Source organism: Solimonas fluminis (assembly GCF_002930645.1).
Classification (GTDB): Bacteria; Pseudomonadota; Gammaproteobacteria; order Nevskiales; family Nevskiaceae; genus Solimonas_A; species Solimonas_A fluminis.
Genome location: NZ_PSNW01000005.1, coordinates 120,284 through 143,509, shown reverse-complemented (window position 1 = coordinate 143,509; position 23,226 = coordinate 120,284). Strand labels below are relative to the sequence as shown.

Below are 23,226 nucleotides of genomic sequence, written 5' to 3'. Positions count from 1 at the left end.
TTCTCAAATGTGTAAACATTTAAGAACATGTGAGAAAGGATTGCAAGCGAAAAATTGTTTACGCTGAACATCAACAACACTTGTCAAGTGCCTGCCAACAATAAAAAAATCCCACCTGGCCTCTGTGGCTAAAAAATAGCCGGCCAATAGGTTTTTCCGCGCTTTTCAAGGAGTTCCGGCCTGGCGGGTTGCCGCGGGAGGGGCGGGGCCGGGGGATTTGCACCATTTTAGGGCATTTTGCCGCCTGTTTCGGCCCCGATAGCCGGAGCCGGCCGCGTGCGTTGCGGCACGCAGGGGAAGGGCGGGCGCCCCCATAATGGCGCCCGCAGATGGACTTCACCCCCCACATCCTGGTTTCGATCGTCGCCCTCGGCATGGGCCTGGCCTTCGTCTCCGCCGACCGCCGCTCCGCCACCTCGCGCGCGCTCGGCGCCGGCCTGGGCCTGATCGGCATCAGCATCTACCTCAACGTGCGCTATATCGGCGATCCCGCCAGTGCGCCGTCCTGGTCGGGCTGGCTGGCGCTGCCGGAGTCGCTGGCGATCATGGCCATGCTGGAGTGGATCCTGCGCGTGCGCCGCACGATACCCGCCGCGCCGGAAATCAACGTGGCCTTCGGCGATCGCGTGCTGCGCCTGGGCCAGGCTGCCGCAGTGGTCTATGGCCTGCTGTCGATCTGGCTGCCGCAGGTGCGCATCAACAGCTTCCTGCGCGTCTTCAATCACCCCGAATCGCTGCTCTCGGGCGGCTTCTGGCTGTTCTTCGCGCCGGTGGCGGTTTCGGTCCTGGCCGGATTGATCGGCATCATCCTGGTGCTGAACCGCCGGCCGGACCGGGCCGAGCGCGTGCGCGTGCTGGCGCTGGCGGTGGCCGTGCCCTTCCTGCTCGCCGGCTTCCTGCTGCCGCTGCGGCAGGCGGCGATCTCCACCGTGCTGGGCGAGATCATCTTCCTGATCGGCGCGGTGCAGTACCACGTTCACCAGGGCCGCCGCGGCCAGTTCCTGTCGCGCTTCCTGTCGCCGCAGGTGGCGCAGCTGGTGGCCGAGCGCGGCCTGGACCGCGCCATGCGCGAGAGCTACATGGAGATCACGGTGGTGTGCTGCGACCTGCGCGGCTTCACCGCCTTCGCCGCCGAGCAGCCTTCGGCGCGCGTGCTGCAGGTGCTGCGCGAGTACTACGAGGCCGTGGGCAAGGCCGTGGCGGACTTCGGCGCCACGATCAAGGACTACGCCGGCGACGGCATCCTGATCCTGGTCGGCGCGCCGCTGCCGATCACGTTCCATGCCCGCTGCGGCATTGAGCTGGCGCGCCGCATCCGCAGCGTCACCGTGCCGCTGACCGCGACCTGGGGCACCGAGACGGCACCGCTGGGCATCGGCGTGAGCGTGGCCAGCGGCGTGGTCACGCTGGGCATCATCGGCACCGATTCGCGCCTGGAATACACGGCCGTGGGTTCCACCGTGAACCTGGCGGCGCGGCTCTGCGACCAGGCGCTGCACGGCGAGATCCTGGTGGCGGAGCGCACGGTGGAGCTGGCGGGCGAGGTCGGCCTGAAGGAACGCGCGCCGATGACCGTGAAGGGCTACGCCGAGCCGGTGCGCAACTACAGCCTGGCGCTGGATGCGGCGCGCAGCGCGGAGCCTCCCGCGCTGGCGCCGCCCACGGTTCCGGCCAGGGAAGACGCAGCGATCAGTACTTGATGCTGCAGCCGTAGGGCTTGGTCACGGCCTCGGTGACCGGCTTGCCCGCCATGGCCTCGGCCAGCGCCAGCTTCACGTAGGGCTTGGCCGCGGGGATGTCCTCGGCGTCGGCGCTGGCGATGCTGTCGATGCCGCCCATGTAGACCAGCGTGCCCTTGGGATCGACCACGAACAGGTGCGGCGTGGTCTTGGCGTCGTAGGCATGGCCGATCTTGCCGCTGGGGTCGAGCAGGACGGCGGTGGGCGCGGCACCGCGTTCCTTCGTCAGGCGGTTGGCCTGCGCGCCGTCGACATTGCCCTGCTTGCCGGGAGCCGAGGAGATCACCGTCAGCCAGGCCACGCCCTTGGCGGTCTCTTCCTTCTGCAGCGACTGCATGTTGCCGGAATAGTGCTTCTTCACGAACGGGCACTCGGCATTGCTCCACTCCAGCACCACGAACTTGCCGCGATAGTCGGAGAGCTGCACGGTCTTGCCGTTGCTGTCGGTGGCGGAGAAGGCCGGGGCCGGTTCGCCGACCTTGGGCACGGCCTGGGCCGCGGTGGCGCCGAGAGCGGCGGCGAGGATCAGCATCTTCATCATGCGCATCGGGGGGCTCCTGAAGCTCAGGGGGTGAGGGAATCGATCACGATCTGCGGCGTCAGCACCTGCGGCAGCAGCTTGGGTTCGCCGCCGTTGACGTAGACCAGGTACAGCGGCACGCCGGGCCGCCCGTGGCGTTCCAGCACGCGGGTGATGGCGGGATCGTTGCGGGTCCAGTCCGCCACCAGGAAGGCGACGCCGCGTTCGCGGAAGGCCTTCTGCACCGCCTCGGTCTTCAGCGCGGCGCGTTCGTTGACCTTGCAGGTCAGGCACCAGTCGGCGGTGAAGTCCACGAAGACGGTCTGGCCCTGCGCGCGCAACTCGGCCACCTTGTCCTCGGACCAGACCTCGGCGGCGGCGACGCTGGCCTGCGTGGCCGGCCCCGGCACCAGCGCCGGCTGCCACAGCAGCCAGGCGGCCAGCGCCAGGGCGCCGAGCTTGAGCGTGCCCGCGACCCAGCCGCGGCGCGACCACAGCCAGACCGCGAAGGACACCAGCACCAGGCCGAGCATCACCAGGCCCACGGCATTGGCGCCGGCCTGCCGCGCCAGCACCCACAGCAGCCAGACCACGGTCAGGTACAGCGGGAAGGCCATGGCCTGCTTGAAGGTTTCCATCCAGGCGCCGGGGCGCGGCAGCCAGGCGGCCAGCCGCGGGAAGAAGCCCAGCAGCAGGAAGGGCAGCGCCAGGCCCAGGCCCAGCGCGGCGAACACCAGCAGCGTCACGGCGCTGCCCTGGGTCATCGCGTAGCCCACGGCCGAGCCCATGAACGGCACGGTGCAGGGGCTGGCGACGACCACCGCGAGCACGCCGGTGAAGAAGGCGCCGGCGCTGCCGGATTTTTGCGTCAGGCCCTGGCCGACGCCCATCCAGCGCGTGCCGAAATGCACCGCGCCGGACAGCGACAGGCCCAGCGCCAGCAGCAGGTAGGACAGCAGGCCGATGAAGGCCGGCGACTGCAGCTGGAAGCCCCAGCCGATCGCCTTGCCGCCGGCGCGCAGCACCAGCAGCAGCGCCGCCACCAGCAGGAAGGAGACGATCACGCCGGCGGTGTAGGCCAGCGCCTGCCGGCGGGCCTCGTCCCCGCTCTGCCCTCGCGACTGCATCACCGACAGCGCCTTGAGCGACAGCACCGGGAACACGCAGGGCATCAGGTTGAGGATCAGGCCGCCGAGCAGGGCGGAAGCCAGCACCAGCAGCATCGACGGCGGCGAGGAGGCGTCCCCGGACGGCGGCGCGGCCACCGCGGCCGGGGGCTGCGCCGACTGCGGCACCGCCGCGACCGTGCCCGGCGCGGCCTGCACCTGCCAGGCGCTGGCCTTGCCGCCCTGGTGCAATACCAGCACGCCGCGCAGTTCCGCCGGAGCCTCGACGAAGTAGCTGGACAGGCCCTGGCTCAGGCGCAGGTTGCCGTTGCCGTCGGCGTCGATGCGCTGCGGCGCGGCGTGGTTCACCAGGTCGTTGGGCTCGGGGAAGAACTCGACGCGGTCGGCATGCGCCGGCATGCCGCCGATGCCCAGCGTGAAGCTGCCGTCGGCCACCGCGAAGCGTGCCTGCCAGCCAGGGGTGGGCCGAGGCAACTCGGCACGGGCCTTGGCGAAGGCCGCGGTCCAGGCCGGATCGGCCTGGGCCTGCGCGGCCACCGGCAACTCCAGGCTCAGCGCCGCCTTGCCGGGGATGCAGACGTCCTTGCAGACCAGCCATTTCGCCTCGGCCCGCAGCGTCGCCGACTGCCCGGCCTTCCAGGCCGGGCCCAGCGTGACCGGCACCAGGTGCAGGGTCTCCTCGCCGTAGCCGTAGTTGGTGAGGTCGCCCAGCGTATGGGCATGCGGATAGGGCCACTGGATGTGACCGGCCTCGATGCCCGCCGGCAGCGTCCACTGGAGGCTGGTGGGAATGCCGGAGTCGCCGGGGTTCCGCCAGTAGACGTGCCAGCCTTGCTCCGGCTGCAGGCGCAGGGCGACCCAGTTCACCGCGCCGCCCGGCAGCAGGCCGCGGTGCTCGGCGACCAGGTCGGCCTCCACATGGTCGGCCTGCACCGGCGCGGCGGATGCGGCGGCGGGGCCCAGGGCGAGCAGGCAGAGGGCAGCGAGGCGGCGGAGGTTCATGCGGGGTCCGGGAGGATGCGGTCTAATGACCATCACGGAGGAAGGAGGTTCGGGCCTGAAGTCTATAGCCTGCCTGTTGCTGGTGTCCCTGTTCGCCTGGGCCATGCCGGCCGGGGCTGCCGGCAGCCTGCGCTGCGGCTCCCGCCTGGTGTCCGAGGGCGACCGGGCCGCCGACCTGCTGGCCGCCTGCGGCGAGCCGGCGTTCCGCGATGCCTGGGGCCAGCCCCAGCCCGGCGGCAACATCCTGGCCGACACCGAGGAATGGACCTACAACTTCGGCCCGCACCAGCTGCTGCGGGTGCTGCGGCTGCGCAACGGCCGCATCGTCGAGATCGGTTCCGATGGCTACGGCTTCTACGAGTCCGGCGGCCGGCGCTGCGAGGCCGCCGGCCTGGTCGCGGGCCTGAGCAAGTTCCGCCTGCTGCAGGCCTGCGGCGAGCCGCTGACGCGCAAGAGCTTCGGCCTGCTGCGGCCGCTGGGCCCGGCCGGCCGGCTGCTGCCGCCTTCGCACCGCAACGCCTACGAGGCCGTCTACCGCGAGGAATGGGTTTACAATTTTGGCTCGCGTTACCTGATGCGGATCCTCACGATCGAGGACGGGAGAATCGTGAATGTCGAGAACGGCGGTCGCGGCTTCGATTAGCCTTTGTGTCCTGCTGTCCGCCTGCGGCATGGGCAAGCCGCAGCTGGCCAGCGCCGACGGCGAACTGGCCCCCTGCAATGCCTCGCGCTGCGTGTCCTCGCTGTCGCGCGATCCGGACTACCGGATCGAGCCGATCGCCTACGAGGGCTCGCGCGAGTCCGCGCGCCTGGCCCTGCTGCGCATCGTCACGGCCATGCCCGGGGTGAAGGTCGTGCTGCAGACCGAGGACTATATCCACGCCGAGTTCACCAGCCCGGTGATGCGCTACGTCGACGACCTGGAGCTGCAGTTCCCGCGGCGCGGCCAGATCGTCCATGTCCGCTCCTCCAGCCGCATCGGCTACTACGATTTCGACGGAAACCGCGAGCGCGTGGAGCAGATCCGCGCCGAATTCAACGCCGTGCAGCCCTGAGGCGCCGCGGCGGACGACACAGGCCAGGCCAGGATGCCGGCGGAGGAGACCATGGCGAAGAAGCGTCCTTACGACATCGTGCTGTTCGGCGCCACCGGCTTCACGGGCGGCCTCACCGCGGAGTACCTGGCGCGCCACGGCGGAGCCAGGCTGCGCTGGGCCCTGGCCGGGCGCAGTCCGCAGAAGCTGGAGGCCGTGCGGCAGCGGCTGGCGGAGATCAACCCCGGCTGCATGCAGCTGCCGCTGCTGCCGGCCGAGGTGGACGACAGCGACAGCCTGCAGCGCGTCGCCGAGTCGGCCAAGGTGGTGATCACCACGGTGGGCCCCTACATCCGCTACGGCGAGCCGCTGGTGGCGGCCTGCGCCGCCGCCGGCACCGACTACGTGGATCTCACCGGCGAGCCGGAATTCGTGGACCGCATGTGGCTGGCCTACCACGAGCAGGCCCGCAGGAGCGGCGCGCGCATCGTCAACTGCTGCGGCTTCGACAGCATCCCGCACGACCTGGGCGTGTACTACACCGTTCAGCAGCTGCCGGAGGAGTCGCCGATCCGCATCGAGGGTTTCGTGCGCGCCGGCGGGCAGTTCTCCGGCGGCACGCTGCATTCCGCCGTCACCGCGTTCTCGCGCGTGCGCCAGGCCCTGGACGCCAAGGCGCAGCGCCGCCGCCGCGAGCAGTTCCCCTACGACCGGCGCATCGGCTCGCTGCGTCCGCGCGTGCGCTTCCACGAGACGCTGGGAACCTGGGTGGTGCCGATGCCGACGATCGACCCGCAGGTGGTGCGCCGTTCCGCGGCCAGCCTGGAACGCTACGGGCCGGATTTCCGCTACGGCCATTACCTGCAGGTGCGCGAGTTCAGCGGCGTGGCCAAGCTGCTGGGCGGCGTGGCGGCGGTCGTGGCCGGCGCGCAGATTCCCTTCACGCGCCGGAAGCTGCTGGAGATGCGCCATCCGGGAGAAGGCCCCAGCGAGGAGCAGCGCGCCCGCGGCTGGTTCCGCGTGACCTTCCTCGGCCGCAGCGGCCAGCACCGCGTGCGCTGCGAGGTGACCGGCGGCGATCCGGGCTACGGCGAGACCAGCAAGATGCTGGCGGAGTCGGCGCTGTGCCTGGCCTTCGACAAGCTGCCCAAGAGCGCGGGCGTCATCACGCCCGCCGTCGCGATGGGCGATTCCCTGATCCGCCGGCTGCAGAAGGCCGGCATGCAGTTCCGCGTGGTGGAGGCCACGGAATGAGCTCGAAACTCTGGCTGGCGCTGGGCGCCGCATACGGCTTCTTCGCGGTGGCGCTGGGCGCCTTCGGCGCGCATGCCCTGAAGGAGCGGCTCACGCCGGACCTGCTGGCGGTGTGGCGCACGGCGGTGGAGTACCACTTCTACCACGCGCTGGCGCTGCTGGCGGTGGGGCTGCTGGCGCGGCAACTGCAGCCTTCGGGCGCGCTGACGGCGGCGGGCGTGTGCTTTGCGCTGGGGGTGCTGCTGTTCTCGGGCAGTCTGTATGCGCTGGCCTTGAGCGGGGTGCGGGTGCTGGGGGCGGTGACGCCGTTCGGCGGGCTGCTGTTCCTGGCGGGTTGGGCTTGCCTGGTGTGGGTGAGTTATCGCGCTTAGGCGATGACCAGATGTCATCGCCTGCGATAACGAACGGGCGGCCATGGATGGCCGCCCAGGAGCCTGTTTAGACAGCAGAAGTCTCGCCATGGATGGCCTTCCCTCTTCTCATCTGTTCCACGGATGATGGAGGCTGAAGCCTTTGGCGTCGCTGGGGACGCGTGCAGCGTTATTCCAGTCAACAGGCGAGGCCAAAAAAGCTTTGGTCTCCCCAAGAACACTCCGGCGCTATTTTCTGCCCAGCGCCTTGGCGATCGAATCCGCCAGCTGGTCCGCGATACGCGCGGCGGCGGACATCACGGTGCGTTCGCTGGCGTTGTGGGCTTCCTCGGAGGCGGCGGCGCGGGCCTGCTGCAGGACTTCGCCGATGCGGGCGGCCTGGGTCTGCTGCGAGTGGGCCAGGCCCTCGACGCGGGCCAGGAGCTGGTTCTGCTGGGCGATCTGCTGCTGCAGTTGCTCCTGCACGTGGCGCTGGTGCTGCAGCAACTGCTCCTGCATCTGGCGGTGCTGCTGCTGGAGCTGTTCCTGCAGCAGGGTCTCGACGCGGACCTGCAGTTCCTCGAAGCGCGCGTCGATGCGCGTCTCCAGCCATTCCACGCGCTGCTGCAGGTCGCGCATGCCGTCGCGGGCGGCGGTTTCCAGCAGCTGGCGGTCTTCCTCGGGGTCGCGCAGGCGCGACTCCACCACGGCCAGGTTGGCCTTGATCTCGGAGACCTGGTGGAAGATGTCCTGCGTCAGCTTCTTCAGGCGCGATTCCAGCTGCTCGCGCAGCGCGGCGGGCAGGGCCTGCGTATCGGCGACGGCGTGAGCGGCTGCGGCGAAGGACGGCGCAGGCGCGGCCGGCGGCGGAGTGCTCACGGCCGGCGGGACCGGTATGGCGGCGGCCGGCGGGACCGGGGCGGCGACGGGTGCGGCGGAAGGCGCGGCTTCCTCGCTGCGTCCCAGGGTGTTGCGCAGCGCGCTGAACACGGCCTGGCCGAGGGTGACGTCGGGTTCGCGCAGGCTGGTGACCTTGCCGGCGGCGGCGGGCGCGGCGGCGGCGGGGCGGGCGTTCTTCAGGTCGGCGGCGAACTGCTGCAGGTTTTCCAGTACGCGGGTCAGCTGCTCGGGGCTGGGCGGCTTCTGCAGCACGTCGGAGGCGCCCTTGGCGCGCGCCTCGGCGTTGAACTCGGCGCCTTCGTTGGAGGAGCAGATCACCACCGGGATGCCGACCGTGGCCGGGTCTTCCTTGATGTGCTGCAGGGCGGTGAAGCCGTCGGTGCCGGGCATGACGTGATCCAGGAAGATCACTTCCGGCTGGTGTTCCTTCAGGAAGCTGTAGGCTTCCTCCGCGCTTTCCGCGGTGTCCACCTTGTAGGCATGATGTTCGAGATGACGCCGCAGCGCGAAGCGCGCCGAGCGCGAATCATCCACGATCAATGCCGTCTTGTTCCCCATGTCCCCTCCAGAACGGTCTGCTGGAGGAATGTATCACCGGAAAAGAAAAGCGCGACAGTCCGTGAAGACTGCCGCGCAGGTATCTCAATGCAGTGGGTTTGACGCTTACTTCTTCTTAGCAGCTTTCTTCGGTGCAGCCTTCTTAGCAGCTTTCTTAGCAGCCATGACAAGCCTCCAATTGCCAGAAAAAGTGGCCAGAGACGCAGACCCTCCGTCTGCGATCCACCACCCGTATTGATAGTGTCAGCACCTTTTTACGAACACAATAGCTTGTGTCAAGGCGTGCGGAAGTATCCGACGAACGGTAGTTCGCGCGCATTTCGATATCTTGGTTCCACGGAAGACCGGCTCCCTGTGCCGGCAAGGACTTAAGCCCTGGTCATGAGCCTGCTACCGGATTCTGCCGTTACTTCGGCGCCAGGCCTGCGCCGGGCGCAATTACTGCTGGCGCGCCAGGCCCTGGAGGCGATCCTCGCGGCGCAGCGGCCGGCGGATGCGATCCTGCAGGACCTGTTCCGCGACAACCGCCAGTGCGGCTCGCGCGACCGCGCGCGCATCAGCGAGCTGGTCTACGGCGTGCTGCGCGACCTGCGCCGCCTGCAGGCGATCGCCGGGGTGCAGGCGGATGCCGGCGCGCTCTGCGCGCTGCGCCTGCTGGACCAGGGCCTGGCCGACGCGGCGACGCTGGAGGCCTGGGGCCTGACGGCGTCGACGGCGCTGGCGCGGCGCCTCGCCGGCTTCGATCCGGCGACGCTGACGCCGGCGCAGCGCGACAACCTGCCGCAGGCCTGCCATGAGCGGCTGGTCGCGCAGTACGGCGAGGACGCAACCGCGGCGCTGGCGCAGGCCTTGCGCGGCCAGGCGCAGGTGGACCTGAGGGTCAACCGGCTGAAGGCCACGCGCGAGGCGGCCCGGCAGCGGCTGGCGCAGGAGGGCGTCAAGGCGGAGCCGACGCCGCGCTCGCCGCTGGGCCTGCGCCTGTCCGCGCGCGCGCCGCTGCAGAACCTCGCCAGCTTCCGCGAGGGCTGGGTGGAGCCGCAGGACGAGGGCAGCCAGCTGATCGCCTTGCTGGTGGGCGCGCGGCCGGGCGACACGGTGGTGGACTACTGCGCCGGAGCCGGCGGCAAGACGCTGGCGCTGGCGGCGCAGATGCAGGACCGGGGCGAACTGCTGGCCTGCGACATCAGCGCGGCGCGGCTGAAGAAGCTGCGGCCGCGCCTGCAGCGTGCCGGGGTGAACAGCGTCGTCGGCCTGGCCCTGCCCGACGAGACGGCACTGGCGAAGTTCGCCGGGCGCTGCGACGCGGTGCTGGTGGACGCGCCCTGCTCGGCCACCGGCACCTGGCGGCGCAACCCGGAGCTGCGCCTGCGCGAGCCGGACTTCGCGGCGCTGCAGGCGCTGCAGCTGCGGATCCTGGGCGATGCGGCGCGGCTGCCGCGCGCCGGCGGCCGCCTGGTCTATGCCACCTGCAGCCTGATGGCGGTGGAGAACGACGAGGTGGTGCGAGCCTTCCTGGAGCAGCACCCGGAATATGTCCGCGAGGACGCCGGGGAGATCCTGCGCGCGGCGGGTGCGGACTGGCAGGAGCCGGAACTGCGCCTGCTGCCGCAGCGTCATGGGACCGATGGCTTCTATGCGGTCGCCTTCCGCAGGCAGGGGGAGTAGCGTAGGGCCATGAGCCCGTACCGCCAGCCCCGCCCTTCGCTGCGCCGCCGCGTCCGGCGGCGCTGGCCGGAGTTCGAGCAGCGCGTGCTGGAACGCTACGGCCGGGGTTCGCCGCGGCCGATCCGCTTCACCCGCTGGCTGCCGGTGATGCTGGTGCTCAGCATCAGCCTCTGGAGCCTGGCGCCGCCGGCGTTCATGCGCCAGCTGACGCCCTGGGTCGGCGCCGCGGCGCTGGCCTGCGCCGGGCTCTACCTGGGGCGCGTGGTGCTGCTGATCGGGCATTTCTCGCTGCGCCACGCCGAGCGCTTCGGGCCGGCGCTGCAGTCGCTGCGGGGGGCGCTGTACGGCATGGTCGGCGTGCTGCTGGGCACGCTGGCGGTGAGTGGCGGCTTCTTCTTCATGTCGGCGAGCGTGCTGGCCCAGGGTACCGCCGGCGGCGAGCCGGGGCTGCTCTGGGGCCTGACCGTGGGCGGGCTGGTGCTGTCGCTGTTCTTCGGCGAGCTGGTGACCCGGCTGATCGAAAGCGTGGACGAGGCATTCACGCGCGCGGCCGGCGAAGACGCCTGAGTCCGATGGCCGCGCAAGGTTTCCGGGTCGGAGATCGGGTCAGGCTGCTGGGGCTGCCGCCGTGGCTCACCCATGATCTTCCGGCCGATGAGCAGGTCGAGCTGCAGTCCTTCGTCGGCCGCTGCGCCCCGATCACGGAGATCGACGCATACGGCTACCTGTGGCTGGGTTTCGGCGCCACCACCGGACGGGGCGACGAGGCCCGCTACAGCGGGCATTGCTTCGCGGTGCCGCCGGACTTCGTGGAGCCCGCTGCGGGCTGAAGCCCTAGCCGGCGTCGGCGGCCATCCGCTCCGCGATGACCTTGAGCACCTGCGGGTTCAGCGGCAGGCCGAAGTGCGTGCCGCGCACTTCCACGTTCTCGATCTGGGCCCCTTCGGTCTCCACCGAGCATTGCCAGGAAACGATGCCGTCGCTCTTGGTGTGGATCGCGGTGCAGGGGACCGGCGGTGCGGGGATGCGGCGGCGGAATCCGTCCATGTCGGGGGCGCCGCGCATCTTCGGGTTCATCAGGGCGAACAGCTTGACCAGGTTGTTGGCGTTGGGGTGGCCGTTGAAGGGGCTGCCCAGCGTGAACACGCGGCGCACGCACTGCGGCTGGTGGCGCGCCATCTCGCGGGCGAACACGCCGCCCAGGCTCCAGCCGATCAGCGTCACCTTCTGGCCGCGTTCCTCGCAGAGCGAGCGCAGGCTCTGCGACAGGCGGTCGCGGACCTGCGGGCGCATGCCCATGTTGCGGCCGCAGCCCCAGCCGACGGCCTCGTAGCCCAGCTGGTTCAGCGCACGGCGCAGCGCGGCCGTATTGATGTCGCTGGCGCCGAAGCCGGGGATCACCATCACCGGCTCGCCCCGGCCGCGCGGCAAGCCGCGCACGCCGAGACCGCGCAGGAAGTGCTGGGCCAGCTCGGCGCCGACGCGCAGCTCCGACAGCAGCAGGAACAGGGAGGGAGAGGCGACTTCGGAGGGGTCTGGGCGGGCCATCGGCGGCAGGGGGATCAGGGTTGCGCCGATGCTACACGCTGGCGCCGCCGCGGCAACATGCCCCGGCGCCGGGAGGCTCCGGGGCCATGACGTGGAGCCGGGGCCAGCGGGTACAATGAAGGCTGTGGATAACTCGACGTTCCTGCAGATCGGCGACTACCGGATCGAGCCGCCGGTCGTGCTTGCCCCCATGGCCGGCGTCACCGACCGGCCCTTCCGCCAGCTGTGCAAGCGGCTCGGCGCGGGCCTGGCCGTGTCCGAGATGACGACCTCCGACGCCAGCCTCTGGCATACCGAGAAGTCGCGGCTGCGCCGCGACCATGCCGGCGAGCCCGGCCCCATCGCCGTCCAGATCGCCGGCTACGATCCGGAACAGATGGCCGAGGCGGCGCGCGTCAACGTGGCGCAGGGCGCGCAGATCATCGACATCAACATGGGCTGTCCGGCCAAGAAGGTCTGCAAGGTCGACTCCGGCTCGGCGCTGATGCGCGACGAGGCCCTGGTGGCGCGCATCTGCGCCGCCGTGGTGGCCGCGGTGGAGGTGCCGGTGACGCTGAAGATCCGCACCGGCTGGGCGCGCGCGCACCGCAACGGGCTGGCCATCGCCCGCATCGCCGAGGACAGCGGCATCCGCTCGCTGGTGGTCCACGGCCGCACGCGCGAGGACCAGTACGAGGGCCTGGCCGAGTACGACACCATCGCCGCGATCAAGCAGGCGCTGCGCATCCCCGTCACCGCCAACGGCGACATCGACTCGCCGGAGAAGGCGAAGCAGGTGCTCGACTACACCGGTTGCGACGCGGTGATGGTCGGCCGCGCCGCGCAGGGGCGGCCCTGGATCTTCCGCGAGATCGCCCACTACCTGGCCACCGGCGATAAGCTGCCGGCGCCGACGCGCTTCGAGCAGCGCCGCTGGCTGCTGGAACACCTCGATGCGCTCTACGCCTTCTACGGCGAGGGCCGCGGCGTGCGCGTGGCGCGCAAGCACATCCAGTGGTATTGCCAGGCCGAGCCCGGTGCGGCCGCGTTCTGGCAGGCGGTGAACCGCCTGACCGACGTCGGCGAGCAGCGGCGCTGCGTCGACGAATTCCTGAGCCAGCCGGCATTGCCCGAGGTTGCCTGATGTCCAACGACGCCCCCGCCCCCCACGGCCGCGTCATCCGCAGCGAGTTCCGTCCCCACCCGCTGCTGCGCAATCCGCACCTGCAGACGCTGAGCCCCTTCCTGCTGCGCAGCCCGCCGGCGATCCCGCTGCGGGTGGAACGCATGGAGACGCCGGACGGCGATTTCATCGACGTGGGGTGGAGCGGCGAGCAGAACGCCGGCGCGTCCATCGCCGTGCTGATCCACGGCCTCACCGGCGGCTTCCAGTCCAAATATCTTCGCGGCCTGACGCAGCGCCTGGCCGCGAAGGGCTGGCGCATCGCCATCCTGCTGCTGCGCGGGGCTGGCGAGCCCAACCGCACGCAGCGGCTCTACAACCACGGCGACACCGCCGACCTGCGCTGGCTGTGGCAGCAGCTGCATGCGCGCGAGCCCGGAGTGCGGCTGGTGTCGGTGGGCTGGTCGCTGGGCGGCAACGTGCTGCTCAAGGCGATGAGCGAGGAGGGTGAAGCGGCCCTGCCGGAGCGGGCCGTGGCGGCGAGCGTGCCGTTCCGCCTGCACGAGTGCGTCGATCGCCTGCGCCGCGGCTTCTCGCGCATCTACCAGCAGCGCATGCTGGGCGACCTCAAGAAGGCGGTACGCCTCAAGCACCAGAAGGTGCCGGTGCCGCCGGGCGTGGATCTGGAGGCGACGATGCGGGCGCGTGACTTCGGCGAGTTCGACGACGCCTACACCGCGCCGCTCAACGGCTACCGCGACGCCCAGGACTACTACCAGCGCGCCGCCTGCGGCCAGTACCTGGGCCTGATCCGCCGCCAGACGCTGGTGATCAACTCGCTGGACGATCCCTTCATGACACCGGACATCGTGCCGCGCGAGACGCAGCTGGCCCCCCAGGTGACGCTGGAGCTGGCGCATACCGGCGGCCACGTCGGTTTCGTCGCGGCCGGTGCCGGCGGGCGCATGGAGTACTGGCTGGAATCACGCATCGCGGACTGGATCGGCCCGCCCTGAGGGGAGCATCGCATGCCGCACTTCTGGTTTGTCCTGTACGTCGCCCTCAATGCCCTGGTGGTCACGCTGCTGGCGCTGAACGTCTCGCGCAACCGCATGAAGCACCGCGTCGCCAACGGCGACGGCGGCAAGACCGAGATGAAGGCGGCGATCCGCGCCCACGGCAATGCCGTGGAGCACGTCACCGTATTCGGCCTGGTGGTGCTGGCGCTGGAGTTCGCCGCGGCACCGGCCGCGCTGCTGGGTGCGCTGGTGCCGGGTTTCACCGCGGCGCGGCTGATGCACGCGGCCGGCATGCTGCGGTCGGCCTTCAACCTGCGCCGCGCGGCGGCCGGCTTGACCTACCTGGCGGAGGTGGCGGGCCTGCTGTGGCTGCTGCTGGCCTGCCTGCGCGCCTGAGCCTCAGGCCTTGCGCTGGATGAATTCCACCTTGTAGCCATCCGGGTCCTCGACGAAGGCGATCACGGTACTGCCGTGCTTCATCGGGCCGGCCTCGCGGGTGACGCGGCCGCCGCGGGCCTTGACCCGTTCGCAGGCGGCATAGGCATCGTCCACCTCCAGTGCGATGTGGCCGTAGGCCGTGCCCAACTCGTACTTCTCCACGCCCCAGTTGTGCGTCAGCTCGATCTCGGCGCCGCCGTCGGCATTGCCGCCGCCGAAGCCGAGGAAGGCCAGGGTGAACTTGCCTTCCGGGTAGTCCCTGCGGCTCAGCAGCTTCATGTCGAGCACGGCGGTGTAGAAGGCGATGGAGCGGTCGAGGTCGCCGACGCGCAGCATGGTGTGGAGGATACGCATATGTCGCATTCCATCAATGGTGGGCTGGATCGTTCGTGCTGATCCTGAGCTTGTCGAGGGATCGAGGCGTGAACGTTCAGGTCACCGGGCTTCGGGGAAGTTCGCACTTCGACAGGCTCAGTGCGAACGGAAGTTTTGTGGGGTGGACTAGGCCATCTTGGAGACGACCGACAGCGGCAGCCGCTTCATCAGGAAGCCCAGCGCTGCCCAGGGCCAGCGCGGCACCGAGGCGTCCGCCGGCTCGCGCTCGATGGCGGCCACCAGGGCGCGGCAGCCGGTCTCGGTGTCGACCATGAACGGGGTCTTCTTCACCTTCTCGTTGATCTCGGAGCGGATGTAGCCCGGGAAGATGGTGCTGACCCGGATCGGCGTGCGCAGCAGGTCGGCGCGGATGCCCTCGGCCAAGGCGGCGACGGCGGCCTTGCTGGCGGCGTAGGTGGTGAGGTTGCGCGGCATGCCGCGGACGGCACTCATCGACGAGATCATGACGAGATGGCCGGCGTTCTGCGCGCGGAAGATCTCCACCGCGGCCTCGCACTGCGCCAGCGCGGCGACGAAGTTGGTCTCCGCCGTCTTGCGGTTGGCGTGGAAGTAGCCGGTGCCGATCGGCTGGCCCTTGCCGATGCCGGCGTTGACGATCACGCGGTCCAGCCCGCCGAATTCCTCGCGGAAGGCCTCGAAGACCTCGAACACCTGTTCGTACTGGTTGACGTCGAGCGCGCGGATCGACACGCGGATGTCCGGGTGCGCGGCTTCCAGTTCGGCCTTCAGCTCGGCCAGGCGCTCGGTGCGGCGCGCGCAGAGCGCGAGGTTGCGGCCGGCCTTGGCGAACTCGCGGGCCATGCCGCGGCCCAGGCCCGAGGAGGCGCCGGTGATGAGGATGGTCTTGCGCATCGGAGTGTCCTTGTCGTGCTGCCGGCTCAGCCGGCCTTGCGCGGTGCCATCATGCGCCCGGCTTCACGGCGGACCGCCGCCGAGAAGGCGCGCCAGGGCAGCAGGCGCTTGGCCATCCAGGCGACGTAGCCGCGGCGGTGGGTGACGATGCGGAAGCGGCCCTCGGCCACGCCGGCGAACACCTGGTCGGCGATCTCCTCGGCGCTGACGCGGGCGCGCGTCACCAGCTTGCGGGTCAATGCCGCCACCTGGTCGTCGCTGGCGCGCAGCGAGTCGGCGAGGTTGGTGCGGAAGAAGTCCGGGCAGACCACCGAGACGCCGATGCGGTCGCTGGCCAGTTCCACCGCCAGCACCTCGGACAGCGCCACCACCGCCGCCTTGGTGGCGCAGTAGGCGGCCATCTTCGGCGGGTGGATCAGGCCGGCCATGGAGGCGACGTTGATGAAGTAGCCGTGGCCCTGGGCGCGGAACAGCGGCGTGAACACCTTGCAGCCGCGGGCCACGCCCAGCAGGTTGATGTCGGTGATCCACTCCCAGTCGCGCATCGGCAGCTCGCCGATGCCGCCGGCCACGGCGACGCCGGCATTGTTCACCACCACGTCGACACCGCCCCAGTGGTACTGCAGCCAGTCGGCCGCCGCCTGCAGGTCGGCCTCGCGGCGCACGTCGCAGTTCAGGTAGTGGCCGCCGCCGCCGTACTGGGCCAGCGCGGCCACGGTGGCGGCGCCCTTGGCGGGATCGATGTCGGCGACGCAGACGCGCCAGCCCTCGCGGGCATAGCGTTCCGCCAGGGCCCGGCCGAGGCCGGAGGCGCCGCCGGTGATGAAGATGCGTTGCTGCATGGGATTCTCCGGAGAGGAGGCTTGCGGATGCGCCGATGGTAGTCGGCCGCGGGGCCGCTGTGGATGGCGCCAGAGCCAGCGGACCTACCGCGCCCGCCAGCGCCGGTATTCCACCATCAGGCAGTGGTCCTGAACCACGTCGATGCCCTCGCGTGCCAGCCGCTCGGCCACGGCGTCGTGCCGGATGCCGGTCTGCAGCCAGACGGCGGCGGGGCGCTTGGCGAGGATGTCGTCGAGATGGCCGGGGATGTCGACCGGGCGGCGGAAGACGTCGACCAGGTCGATGTCGCCGGGGATGTCGGCCAGGCGGCGGTAGACCGGTTCGCCGAGGATGGTCTGCAGCGCCGGTTCGTGCAGGTCCACCGGCACGATCTTCAGGCCCATGTCCTTCAGGGCCGCCGGCACGTAGTGCGCAGGGCGGTCGGCCAGGCGCTCGCTGCGCATGCCCAGCACGGCGACGCGGCGCAGGCGCCCCAGCAGGGCCTCGATCTGGGCGGGGGTGGTGAGCAGGTGGTCTTGCCAGTTCATGCAGGGAGTTCCGTGGGGCCGGCGTCGAGCAGCAGCGAGGCCGGCGTACCGCTGTGGGGGTGGAGGGGCTCGGCGATCACGATATCGCCCCAGCCGGCTTCGCGCAGGGCGGCGAGCCAGGCGTCGCGCGAGCGGAAGTACCAGGGCATGGCCGCGGGAAAACCGCCGCCGAAGGCCTCGAAGAGTTCCTCGCGCCAGCCTTCGCCCCCGGCATCACCGGGGTGGAGGGTCTGGATCAGCAGCCGGCCGGACGCCGTGCGCAGGGCGTGCAGGCGTTGCAGCAGCGCCGGCAGGCGGTCGTCGAGCAGGGCGAAGTTGCAGACCAGCAGGTCGTGGCGGCCGAGAGTGGCCGGGTCGAGCTGCTCGTAGCCCATGACTTCGTAGCGCGCGCCGCCGGCCGCGCGCGCGGCTTCGATCAGGGGCGCCGAGGCGTCGATGCCGATGGCTTCGATGCCCTCGGCGGCCACGGCGCGGCACAGCCAGCCTTCGCCGCAGCCGAGGTCCAGCAGGCGGGCGGGGCGGTGGCGCCGGATGGCGGCGAGGATCGCGGCGTCGGTGGCCAGGCGGCGGCTTTCGATGCGGCCCTCGCGCACGGCGGCGGTCCAGCCGGCGGCGTTGTGGATCCAGCTCTGTTGCAGCCTGGTGGCCTTGTCGTCCGCCATGGGGTTCCTTGGCGCCTAAAGAAAAGGCCCGCGCATGGCGCGGGCCCGGATTCGCTCGCGGCCTGGCGTCAGGCGGCTTCCAGCTCGATCGCCTTGCGCAGCTTCTTCATCGCCGCGCTCTCGATCTGGCGCACGCGCTCGGCCGAGATGCCGTACTTGTCGGCCAGTTCCTGCAGGCCGGCCTTCTCGCCTTCGTTGAGCCAGCGGCGGTAGACGATGTCGCGGGCGCGCTCGTCGAGGCCGGTCAGGGCGCTGCGCAGGCGGTCTTCCTGCTGCTCCTGGTACTCCGCCTCTTCCATCTCGGCGAACTCGTCGCGGTGGTCGGCCAGCCAGTCCTCGGGCACGTAGCCTTCCTCGCCGTCGGCCGGGGTGATGCTGAAGGAGACGTCGGCACCGCCCAGGCGGGCCTCCATCTGCTCCACTTCCTCCGGCTTGACCTTGAGGTCGGCGGCGATGGCCTCGACTTCGCTGCGGTTCATCCAGCCCAGGCGCTGCTTGGCCGAGCGCAGGTTGAAGAACAGCTTGCGCTGCGCCTTGGTGGTGGCGATCTTCACGATGCGCCAGTTCTTCAGGATGTATTCGTGGATCTCGGCCTTGATCCAGTGCACCGCGAAGGAGATCAGGCGCACGCCGACGTCGGGGTCGAAGCGCTTGACGGCCTTCATCAGGCCGACATTGCCTTCCTGCACCAGGTCGCCCAGCGGCAGGCCGTAGCCCATGTAGCCGCGGGCGATGTGCACGACGAAGCGCAGGTTGGACAGCACCAGGGTCTTGGCGGCGTCCAGGTCCTCGTCGTCGCGCAGCTTTTCGGCCAGGCGGCGCTCATCCTCGGCGCTCAGCACCGGCAGGTGGTTGACCGAGGAAATATAGGCGTCGAGGCTGCCCGCCAGCGGCGAAAGCATCGTCGGCTGGCGGAGCGCAACGGCGTTGACGGCAGTCGTCCGGGTCATGCGTTCACTCCCTTCGTTGAGGCCATGTTAGCACTCGGCGGATTGGAGTGCTAAGCCCCCCTGGAAGTTCCGGATTTCGCCCCCAGTGGGGCTAAGTACATGATTTACAAGGCTACTGGGGTTGGATGTCGGCCAGATGCCGCCAGACGGTGATCCAGGCGCCGATCCAGCCCAGCACGATGCCGGTCAGCAGCAGCAGCAGGCTGGAGCCGAAGGACAGGCCGCTGAGGGTGAAGCTGCTGTCGTACAGCGAGGCCAGGGTCTCGCTGGGCCCGGACAGGGCCAGGGTGCCGGCCAGGACCAGGACCAGCGCGAACACGCTGCCGGCCAGTCCGTACCAGAAGCCGGTATAGAGGAAGGGCCGGCGGATGAAGCTGTCGGGAGCGCCGATCAGCTTCATCACGCTGATCTCCTCGCGCCGCGCCTCGATGTCCAGGCGGATGGTGTTGCCCACGGTCACCACCACGGCGATGCCGAGCAGCAGGCCGACGATGAACACCGCCCGGTCGATGATGCCGAGGATGGCGTAGAGCCGCTCCAGCCATTTCTGGTCGAGCTTGGCCAGGTCCACTTCCGGCAGCCGGGTCAGTTCGCCCAGCAGCACCTCCACCTGCAGCTTGTTGCGGCCGCGCTCCGGCGTCACCGCGATCACCGCCGGCAGGGGGTTGTCCTGCAGCACGTCCAGGGCATCGCCGAAGCCGGACTGGCTGCGGAACTCGGCCAGCGACTGCTCGCGCGAGATGTAGCGCGTGGCCTGCACGCCGGGACGGCCGCGGATCTCGCGGGCCAGTGCGGCCCCACGCTCGGTGCTGACCGAATCCTTCAGGAACAGCGACAGCTGCAGCGAGTCCTGCCAGCTGTAGGAGATCTTGCTGAGGTTCTGCGTCAGCACGTGCATGCCGGCCGGCAGCGCCAGGGCCACGCCGATCACCAGGGCGGTCAGCAGCGTGCCCACGGGATTGCGTCCGAGCTTGCCCAGCGAGAAGAAGAAGACGCGGGTATGTTCCTGGGTCAGCCGCTGCATCAGGGGCAGCGGCTGGACCTGGAGGCTCTCTTCAGCGGCCACGGCTGTCCTCCCCGGGGAAGGGCGGCAGGTCGCTCAGCACCGGCGTGCGCGGGCGCCGCGCGGTGATCTTGCCGCCGTCGAGGTGGATGATCCGGTGCGGCATGTGCACGATCAGGTGCAGCGCATGGGTGGCGATCAGCACGCTGACCCCCACCTGGTTGAAGCGCTCGAACAGCTTCATCACTTCCTTCGACATTTCCGGGTCGAGGTTGCCGGTCGGCTCGTCGGCCAGGATCAGGGCCGGCTTGGAGACGATGGCGCGGGCGATGCCCACGCGCTGCTGTTCGCCGCCCGACAGGGTCAGCGGCGAGGACTTCTCGCGGTTGAGCAGGCCCACCGCGTCCAGCGCGGCGCGCACGCGGCGCTGCACGTCGCTGTAGGCGAAGCCGCGGATCACCAGCGGCAGCGCCACGTTGTCGAACACCGTGCGGTCGTACAGCAGGTTGAAGTTCTGGAACACCATGCCGATGCGCTGGCGGAACGGCGCGATGTCGCCGTTCTTCAGCGAGGCGAGGTTGACGTCGTCCACCATCACCTGGCCGCGCGTGGGCTTGCACAGCAGGCCGACCAGGCGCAGCAGCGTGGTCTTGCCGGCGCCGCTGGAGCCGGTGACGAAGGCCATTTCGCCGCGGCCCAGGGAGAAGGTCACGTCGGACAGCACGTCCTTGCCGCCCGGATAGCGGTAGCCCACCTGGTTGAAATGGATGATGTCGGTCATGCCGGCATGTCGTTGTGGTGGCCGCGCCCCGCGGCCTATTCGCCGATCAGGGCCTCGGCGTAGGCCTCGGCGTCGAACGGCTCCAGGTCCTCCGCCGCCTCGCCGAGGCCGACGAAGCGGACCGGCAGGGCCATGCGCCGCGCGATCGCCAGCAGGATACCGCCCTTCGCGGTGCCGTCCAACTTGGTGATGGCCAGGCCGGTGAGGCCGATCGCCTCGTGGAACTGGATGGCCTGGGTCAGGGCGTTGCCGCCGGTGGTGGCATCCACCACCAGCAGCACCTCGTGCGGGGCGTAGGGGTCGTGCTTCTGCAGCACGCGCTTGATCTTGCGCAGTTCCTCCATCAGGTGGCTCTGCGTGTGCAGGCGCCCGGCGGTGTCGGCGATGACCACGTCCACGCCCCGGGACTTGGCCGACTGCACGGCGTCGTAGATCACGCTGGCGGAGTCGGCGCCCTCGCCCTGCGCCAGGATCGGCACGTCCACCCGCTGGGCCCAGGTCTCGAGCTGCTGCACCGCGGCGGCGCGGAAGGTGTCGCCGGCCGCCAGCATCACCGACTTGCCCTCGCGCTTGAGGCGCAGCGCCAGCTTGCCGATGGTGGTGGTCTTGCCCACGCCGTTCACGCCGGCCACGAACAGGATGTAGGGCTTGATGAAGGGTGGGATCTGCAGCGGCTTGGCGATCGGCGCCAGCAGTTCGACCAGGGCCTTCTTCAGCGAGGCGCGCAGCTGCTTCTCGTTCTTGATGCGTCCGAGGTTGATGTCGGCCTGCAGGCGCTCGACCAGCCACTGCGTGGCCTCGACGCCGGCGTCGGCCAGCAGCAGCCGCGTCTCCAGTTCCTCCAGCGCGTCGGGGCTGAGGACGTCGGCCTTGAAGAAGCTGCCGATGTCGCGCGTCAGCCAGGAGTCGCCCTTGTTGAGGCGGGCGCGGAAGCGGCCGATGGCGGAGTCGTTAGCCATGAGGGGGCTCGGTCGGTGGTTCGTCGGTTTTCAGGCGCCAGACCGCGCCGGCGCCGAGCACGCGCGTGCCCGGCAGCTGGCCGAGCAGCTGCGGCAGCGGCACGGGGTTGCGCAGGTAGACGGGATAGCGCAGCAGGCGGTAGACGCTGCGGGCCTGCTGCTCGGCGATGTAGCCGATCCAGATCGGCTCGCCGCGGCTGGTCTTGTAGCCGGTGGGCCAGAGCCGCAGCAGGTACTGGCGCGTGTCGTCGCCGGGCAGCGGGTAGCGCAGCACCAGGGCCTGGTGGCGGCCGGCGTTGACCTGCGGCAGCACCGGCAGCTGCTCCACCGGCGTGTCCGGCGCCAGCCAGCGCAGGCCGTTCTGCAGGCCCAGCGGGGCCGTTTCCTGCCAGCCCTGGGCGCGCAGCTGCGCCTCGATGCGGTCGAGGTTGCCGGCCCACTGCAGGTTGAAGGGCTGGCGCTCGCGGCCGAACAGGTTCTGGCGCTGCGAGCGCAGCTTCTGGTAGCCGGAGCGGGCCCAGTCCTCGATCTGCACGATGCTGAGCGTGCGCTGCGGCAGCGGCTCCTGCGCCAGCGCGCGGTCGTCGGACCATTGCAGGCTGGCGGCCAGCACGAAGACCGACAGCACCGGCAGCACGAAGCGGCGGCCGCTGACCTTCTCGGGCTGGTGGCGGCGGTAGCCCAGGCCCAGCAGCGCGGTCCAGATCACGCCGATGGCCAGCGAGAACACGGCGATGCTCCACCACTGCACGCCCAGGTAGAGCTGCGCCAGCAGGATCAGCAGCACCAGCGCGGCGCTGACGCCGTAGATCATCACGCGCGTGCCGGTGCGGCGGCCGGTGGCCAGCAGCACCGGCAGGAAGGAATAGATCACGGTGGTCAGCACCAGGTCCACGGCGTGGTAGCCGGAGGGCTCGAAGCTGCCGAACTGGCGGAACGGCGGCGGGATCTTGGGCACCAGGTACAGGCCCACGGAGATCAGCGCGGCGAAACCCAGCGCGCCCAGCCAGTGCGCGGTGGCGCGGCCCTTGCGCGCGATCAGCAGCGCCAGGAACACGATCACCGCCAGCGGCAGGTATACCGGCCATTCGCCGAGCTGCAGCAGGGCCTGGGCCAGGGCGATGCCCCAGGGTGTGTGCAGTTCGCGCAGCGCCTGGAACACGGCGACGTCCATCGACTTGGGATCGGGGCTGATGCCGGGCGCCGCCCAGAAGTAGAGGAAGGCGCCACCGAGGGCGAGCAGCGCCAGTGCCATCAGCGCCAGGACCGGCGTCTCCGGCTGGTCGGGATCGGCCAGGGCGGCGCCGAAGCGGCCCAGGCGACGATGGCGGCGGCTCCAGTCGAGCAGCGCGCCGATCCAGTCCTCCGCGCGCTTCTGCAGCTGGCCGATGACCAGGCCGGTGAGGGCGATCACCAGCCAGACGAACAGGGCCATCAGCAGGATCAGCAGGGCCAGGCGGCCGGCGACTTCCGCCGCCAGGCCCAGCGAGGCGCCGAACACCACGCCCGGCAGGATGTACGCCAGGGCCCAGGCCAGCGCGGCGATGCCGTCGGTCAGCAGGAACAGCCAGGCCGGCATGCTGGCGGCGCCGGCCAGCGCCGGCGTGACCGAGCGCACCGGCCCGAGGAAGCGCGCCAGCATCACGCCCTTGCCGCCGTGGCGATCGAAGAAGCGGCGCGCATTGTTGAGCGCCTCCGGGTAGCGCTGCATCAGGCGGCCTTCGAACAGGCGGTTGCCGTAGCGGCGGCCCAGCCAGAACGACAGCGCGTCGCCGGCCAGCGCGCCGGCCGCGGCGATCAGCACCGTGGTCCACAGGTCCAGCGAGCCCAGGGCGATCAGCGCGCCCATGGCGAACAGCGCGACGCCGGCCGGCACGAAGGCGCCGAGGATGAAGATGGCGTCGGCCAGCGTCACCAGGAACAGCAGGATCTGTGCCCAGGTCGGGTGGGCGTTGATCCAGTCGTACAGCAGCTGGACGTATTCGCTCATGACCTAT

The 23,226-nt window shown here is 70.3% G+C and carries 25 protein-coding genes; 11 read left to right on the top strand and 14 right to left on the bottom strand.

The window, feature by feature from the left end:
- Positions 1–329: 329 nt before the first annotated feature.
- Positions 330–1,700, top strand: coding sequence for an adenylate/guanylate cyclase domain-containing protein (locus C3942_RS10810; RefSeq protein ID WP_104230397.1), 1,371 nt, complete (start codon positions 330–332; stop codon positions 1,698–1,700).
- Here the strand turns inward: C3942_RS10810 and C3942_RS10805 are convergent.
- Together C3942_RS10805 and C3942_RS10800 are read right to left on the bottom strand one after the other, a co-directional pair.
- A complete protein-coding gene (locus tag C3942_RS10805) occupies positions 1,690–2,286 on the bottom strand; it encodes a thioredoxin family protein (RefSeq protein WP_104230396.1) in 597 nt (198 codons plus the stop codon). The genes C3942_RS10810 and C3942_RS10805 overlap by 11 nt on opposite strands.
- Positions 2,287–2,303: 17 nt before the next feature.
- The gene (locus C3942_RS10800) at positions 2,304–4,388 is read right to left on the bottom strand and encodes a protein-disulfide reductase DsbD family protein (protein ID WP_104230395.1); all 2,085 of its coding nucleotides are present in this window, start codon (positions 4,386–4,388) and stop codon (positions 2,304–2,306) included.
- Positions 4,389–4,413: 25 nt separating this feature from the next.
- Here C3942_RS10800 and C3942_RS10795 point away from each other — a divergent pair, with 25 nt between their 5' ends.
- From C3942_RS10795 to C3942_RS10780, 4 genes are read left to right on the top strand one after another with little or no spacing between them, the layout of a single operon-like run.
- Positions 4,414–5,031, top strand: coding sequence for a DUF2845 domain-containing protein (locus tag C3942_RS10795; protein ID WP_165797417.1), 618 nt, complete (start codon positions 4,414–4,416; stop codon positions 5,029–5,031).
- Positions 5,000–5,443 carry a DUF1499 domain-containing protein gene (locus C3942_RS10790; protein ID WP_104230393.1) on the top strand — a complete coding sequence of 148 codons (444 nt, stop codon included), beginning with the start codon at positions 5,000–5,002 and terminating at the stop codon, positions 5,441–5,443. Before C3942_RS10795 ends, C3942_RS10790 begins: the two co-directional genes overlap by 32 nt.
- A 51-nt stretch (positions 5,444–5,494) precedes the next feature.
- Positions 5,495–6,676, top strand: a complete 1,182-nt coding sequence (locus tag C3942_RS10785) for a saccharopine dehydrogenase family protein (protein WP_104230519.1) — start codon at positions 5,495–5,497, stop codon at positions 6,674–6,676.
- On the top strand, positions 6,673–7,047 hold the full coding sequence (locus C3942_RS10780) for a DUF423 domain-containing protein (RefSeq protein WP_104230392.1): 375 nt from the start codon (positions 6,673–6,675) through the stop codon (positions 7,045–7,047). Before C3942_RS10785 ends, C3942_RS10780 begins: the two co-directional genes overlap by 4 nt.
- 228 nt (positions 7,048–7,275) lie before the next feature.
- Here C3942_RS10780 and C3942_RS10775 read toward each other — a convergent pair whose 3' ends face one another.
- Positions 7,276–8,484, bottom strand: a complete 1,209-nt coding sequence (locus C3942_RS10775) for a response regulator (RefSeq protein WP_104230391.1) — start codon at positions 8,482–8,484, stop codon at positions 7,276–7,278.
- A 381-nt stretch (positions 8,485–8,865) separates the two neighbouring features.
- On the opposite strand from C3942_RS10775, the gene C3942_RS10770 reads away from it, so the two are divergent.
- Genes C3942_RS10770 through C3942_RS10760 form a run of 3 tightly spaced genes read left to right on the top strand, consistent with a single transcriptional unit; the run spans position 8,866 to position 10,979 of the window.
- Complete coding sequence (locus C3942_RS10770) at positions 8,866–10,149, top strand: RsmB/NOP family class I SAM-dependent RNA methyltransferase (RefSeq protein WP_104230390.1); 1,284 nt, start codon at positions 8,866–8,868, stop codon at positions 10,147–10,149.
- Positions 10,150–10,158: 9 nt separating this feature from the next.
- The gene (locus C3942_RS10765; protein WP_104230389.1) at positions 10,159–10,716 is read left to right on the top strand and encodes a hypothetical protein; all 558 of its coding nucleotides are present in this window, start codon (positions 10,159–10,161) and stop codon (positions 10,714–10,716) included.
- A gap of 5 nt (positions 10,717–10,721) precedes the next feature.
- Positions 10,722–10,979, top strand: a complete 258-nt coding sequence (locus C3942_RS10760; protein WP_104230388.1) for a hypothetical protein — start codon at positions 10,722–10,724, stop codon at positions 10,977–10,979.
- A 4-nt stretch (positions 10,980–10,983) separates the two neighbouring features.
- Here the strand turns inward: C3942_RS10760 and C3942_RS10755 are convergent, their stop codons facing one another.
- Entirely contained in the window at positions 10,984–11,697 is a 714-nt protein-coding gene (locus C3942_RS10755) for a PGAP1-like alpha/beta domain-containing protein (protein ID WP_104230387.1), read from the bottom strand.
- A gap of 142 nt (positions 11,698–11,839) precedes the next feature.
- Here C3942_RS10755 and dusB point away from each other — a divergent pair, with 142 nt between their 5' ends.
- The 3 genes from dusB to C3942_RS10740 are packed head-to-tail and all read left to right on the top strand — an operon-like array spanning position 11,840 to position 14,214.
- Complete coding sequence (gene dusB / locus C3942_RS10750) at positions 11,840–12,820, top strand: tRNA dihydrouridine synthase DusB (RefSeq protein WP_104230518.1); 981 nt, start codon at positions 11,840–11,842, stop codon at positions 12,818–12,820.
- Complete coding sequence (locus C3942_RS10745; RefSeq protein WP_104230386.1) at positions 12,820–13,815, top strand: hydrolase; 996 nt, start codon at positions 12,820–12,822, stop codon at positions 13,813–13,815. The genes dusB and C3942_RS10745 overlap by 1 nt, the downstream gene beginning before the upstream one ends.
- Before the next feature lie 12 nt (positions 13,816–13,827).
- Positions 13,828–14,214, top strand: a complete 387-nt coding sequence (locus tag C3942_RS10740) for an MAPEG family protein (protein WP_104230385.1) — start codon at positions 13,828–13,830, stop codon at positions 14,212–14,214.
- Between the two features lie 3 nt (positions 14,215–14,217).
- On the opposite strand, the gene gloA is transcribed toward C3942_RS10740, so the two are convergent.
- The 10 genes from gloA to C3942_RS10690 all read right to left on the bottom strand — a co-directional run bounded on the left by gloA (position 14,218) and on the right by C3942_RS10690 (position 23,219).
- Positions 14,218–14,610, bottom strand: a complete 393-nt coding sequence (gloA, locus tag C3942_RS10735) for a lactoylglutathione lyase (RefSeq protein ID WP_104230384.1) — start codon at positions 14,608–14,610, stop codon at positions 14,218–14,220.
- Positions 14,611–14,757: 147 nt separating this feature from the next.
- Complete coding sequence (locus tag C3942_RS10730; protein ID WP_104230383.1) at positions 14,758–15,504, bottom strand: SDR family oxidoreductase; 747 nt, start codon at positions 15,502–15,504, stop codon at positions 14,758–14,760.
- A 26-nt stretch (positions 15,505–15,530) separates the two neighbouring features.
- On the bottom strand, positions 15,531–16,346 hold the full coding sequence (locus C3942_RS10725; RefSeq protein WP_104230382.1) for an SDR family oxidoreductase: 816 nt from the start codon (positions 16,344–16,346) through the stop codon (positions 15,531–15,533).
- A gap of 84 nt (positions 16,347–16,430) precedes the next feature.
- Positions 16,431–16,874, bottom strand: coding sequence for a CoA-binding protein (locus C3942_RS10720; RefSeq protein WP_104230381.1), 444 nt, complete (start codon positions 16,872–16,874; stop codon positions 16,431–16,433).
- Complete coding sequence (locus C3942_RS10715; RefSeq protein WP_104230380.1) at positions 16,871–17,536, bottom strand: class I SAM-dependent methyltransferase; 666 nt, start codon at positions 17,534–17,536, stop codon at positions 16,871–16,873. Before C3942_RS10715 ends, C3942_RS10720 begins: the two co-directional genes overlap by 4 nt.
- Before the next feature lie 68 nt (positions 17,537–17,604).
- Complete coding sequence (gene rpoH, locus C3942_RS10710; RefSeq protein WP_104230379.1) at positions 17,605–18,486, bottom strand: RNA polymerase sigma factor RpoH; 882 nt, start codon at positions 18,484–18,486, stop codon at positions 17,605–17,607.
- A gap of 112 nt (positions 18,487–18,598) precedes the next feature.
- Positions 18,599–19,552: a permease-like cell division protein FtsX gene (gene ftsX, locus C3942_RS10705; protein ID WP_243393574.1), complete on the bottom strand. Its 954-nt coding sequence runs from the start codon at positions 19,550–19,552 to the stop codon at positions 18,599–18,601.
- Entirely contained in the window at positions 19,542–20,270 is a 729-nt protein-coding gene (gene ftsE / locus C3942_RS10700) for a cell division ATP-binding protein FtsE (protein ID WP_104230378.1), read from the bottom strand. Before ftsE ends, ftsX begins: the two co-directional genes overlap by 11 nt.
- A gap of 35 nt (positions 20,271–20,305) precedes the next feature.
- The gene (gene ftsY, locus C3942_RS10695) at positions 20,306–21,229 is read right to left on the bottom strand and encodes a signal recognition particle-docking protein FtsY (protein WP_104230377.1); all 924 of its coding nucleotides are present in this window, start codon (positions 21,227–21,229) and stop codon (positions 20,306–20,308) included.
- Positions 21,222–23,219, bottom strand: a complete 1,998-nt coding sequence (locus C3942_RS10690; RefSeq protein ID WP_104230376.1) for a VTT domain-containing protein — start codon at positions 23,217–23,219, stop codon at positions 21,222–21,224. Before C3942_RS10690 ends, ftsY begins: the two co-directional genes overlap by 8 nt.
- Positions 23,220–23,226 lie beyond the last annotated feature (7 nt).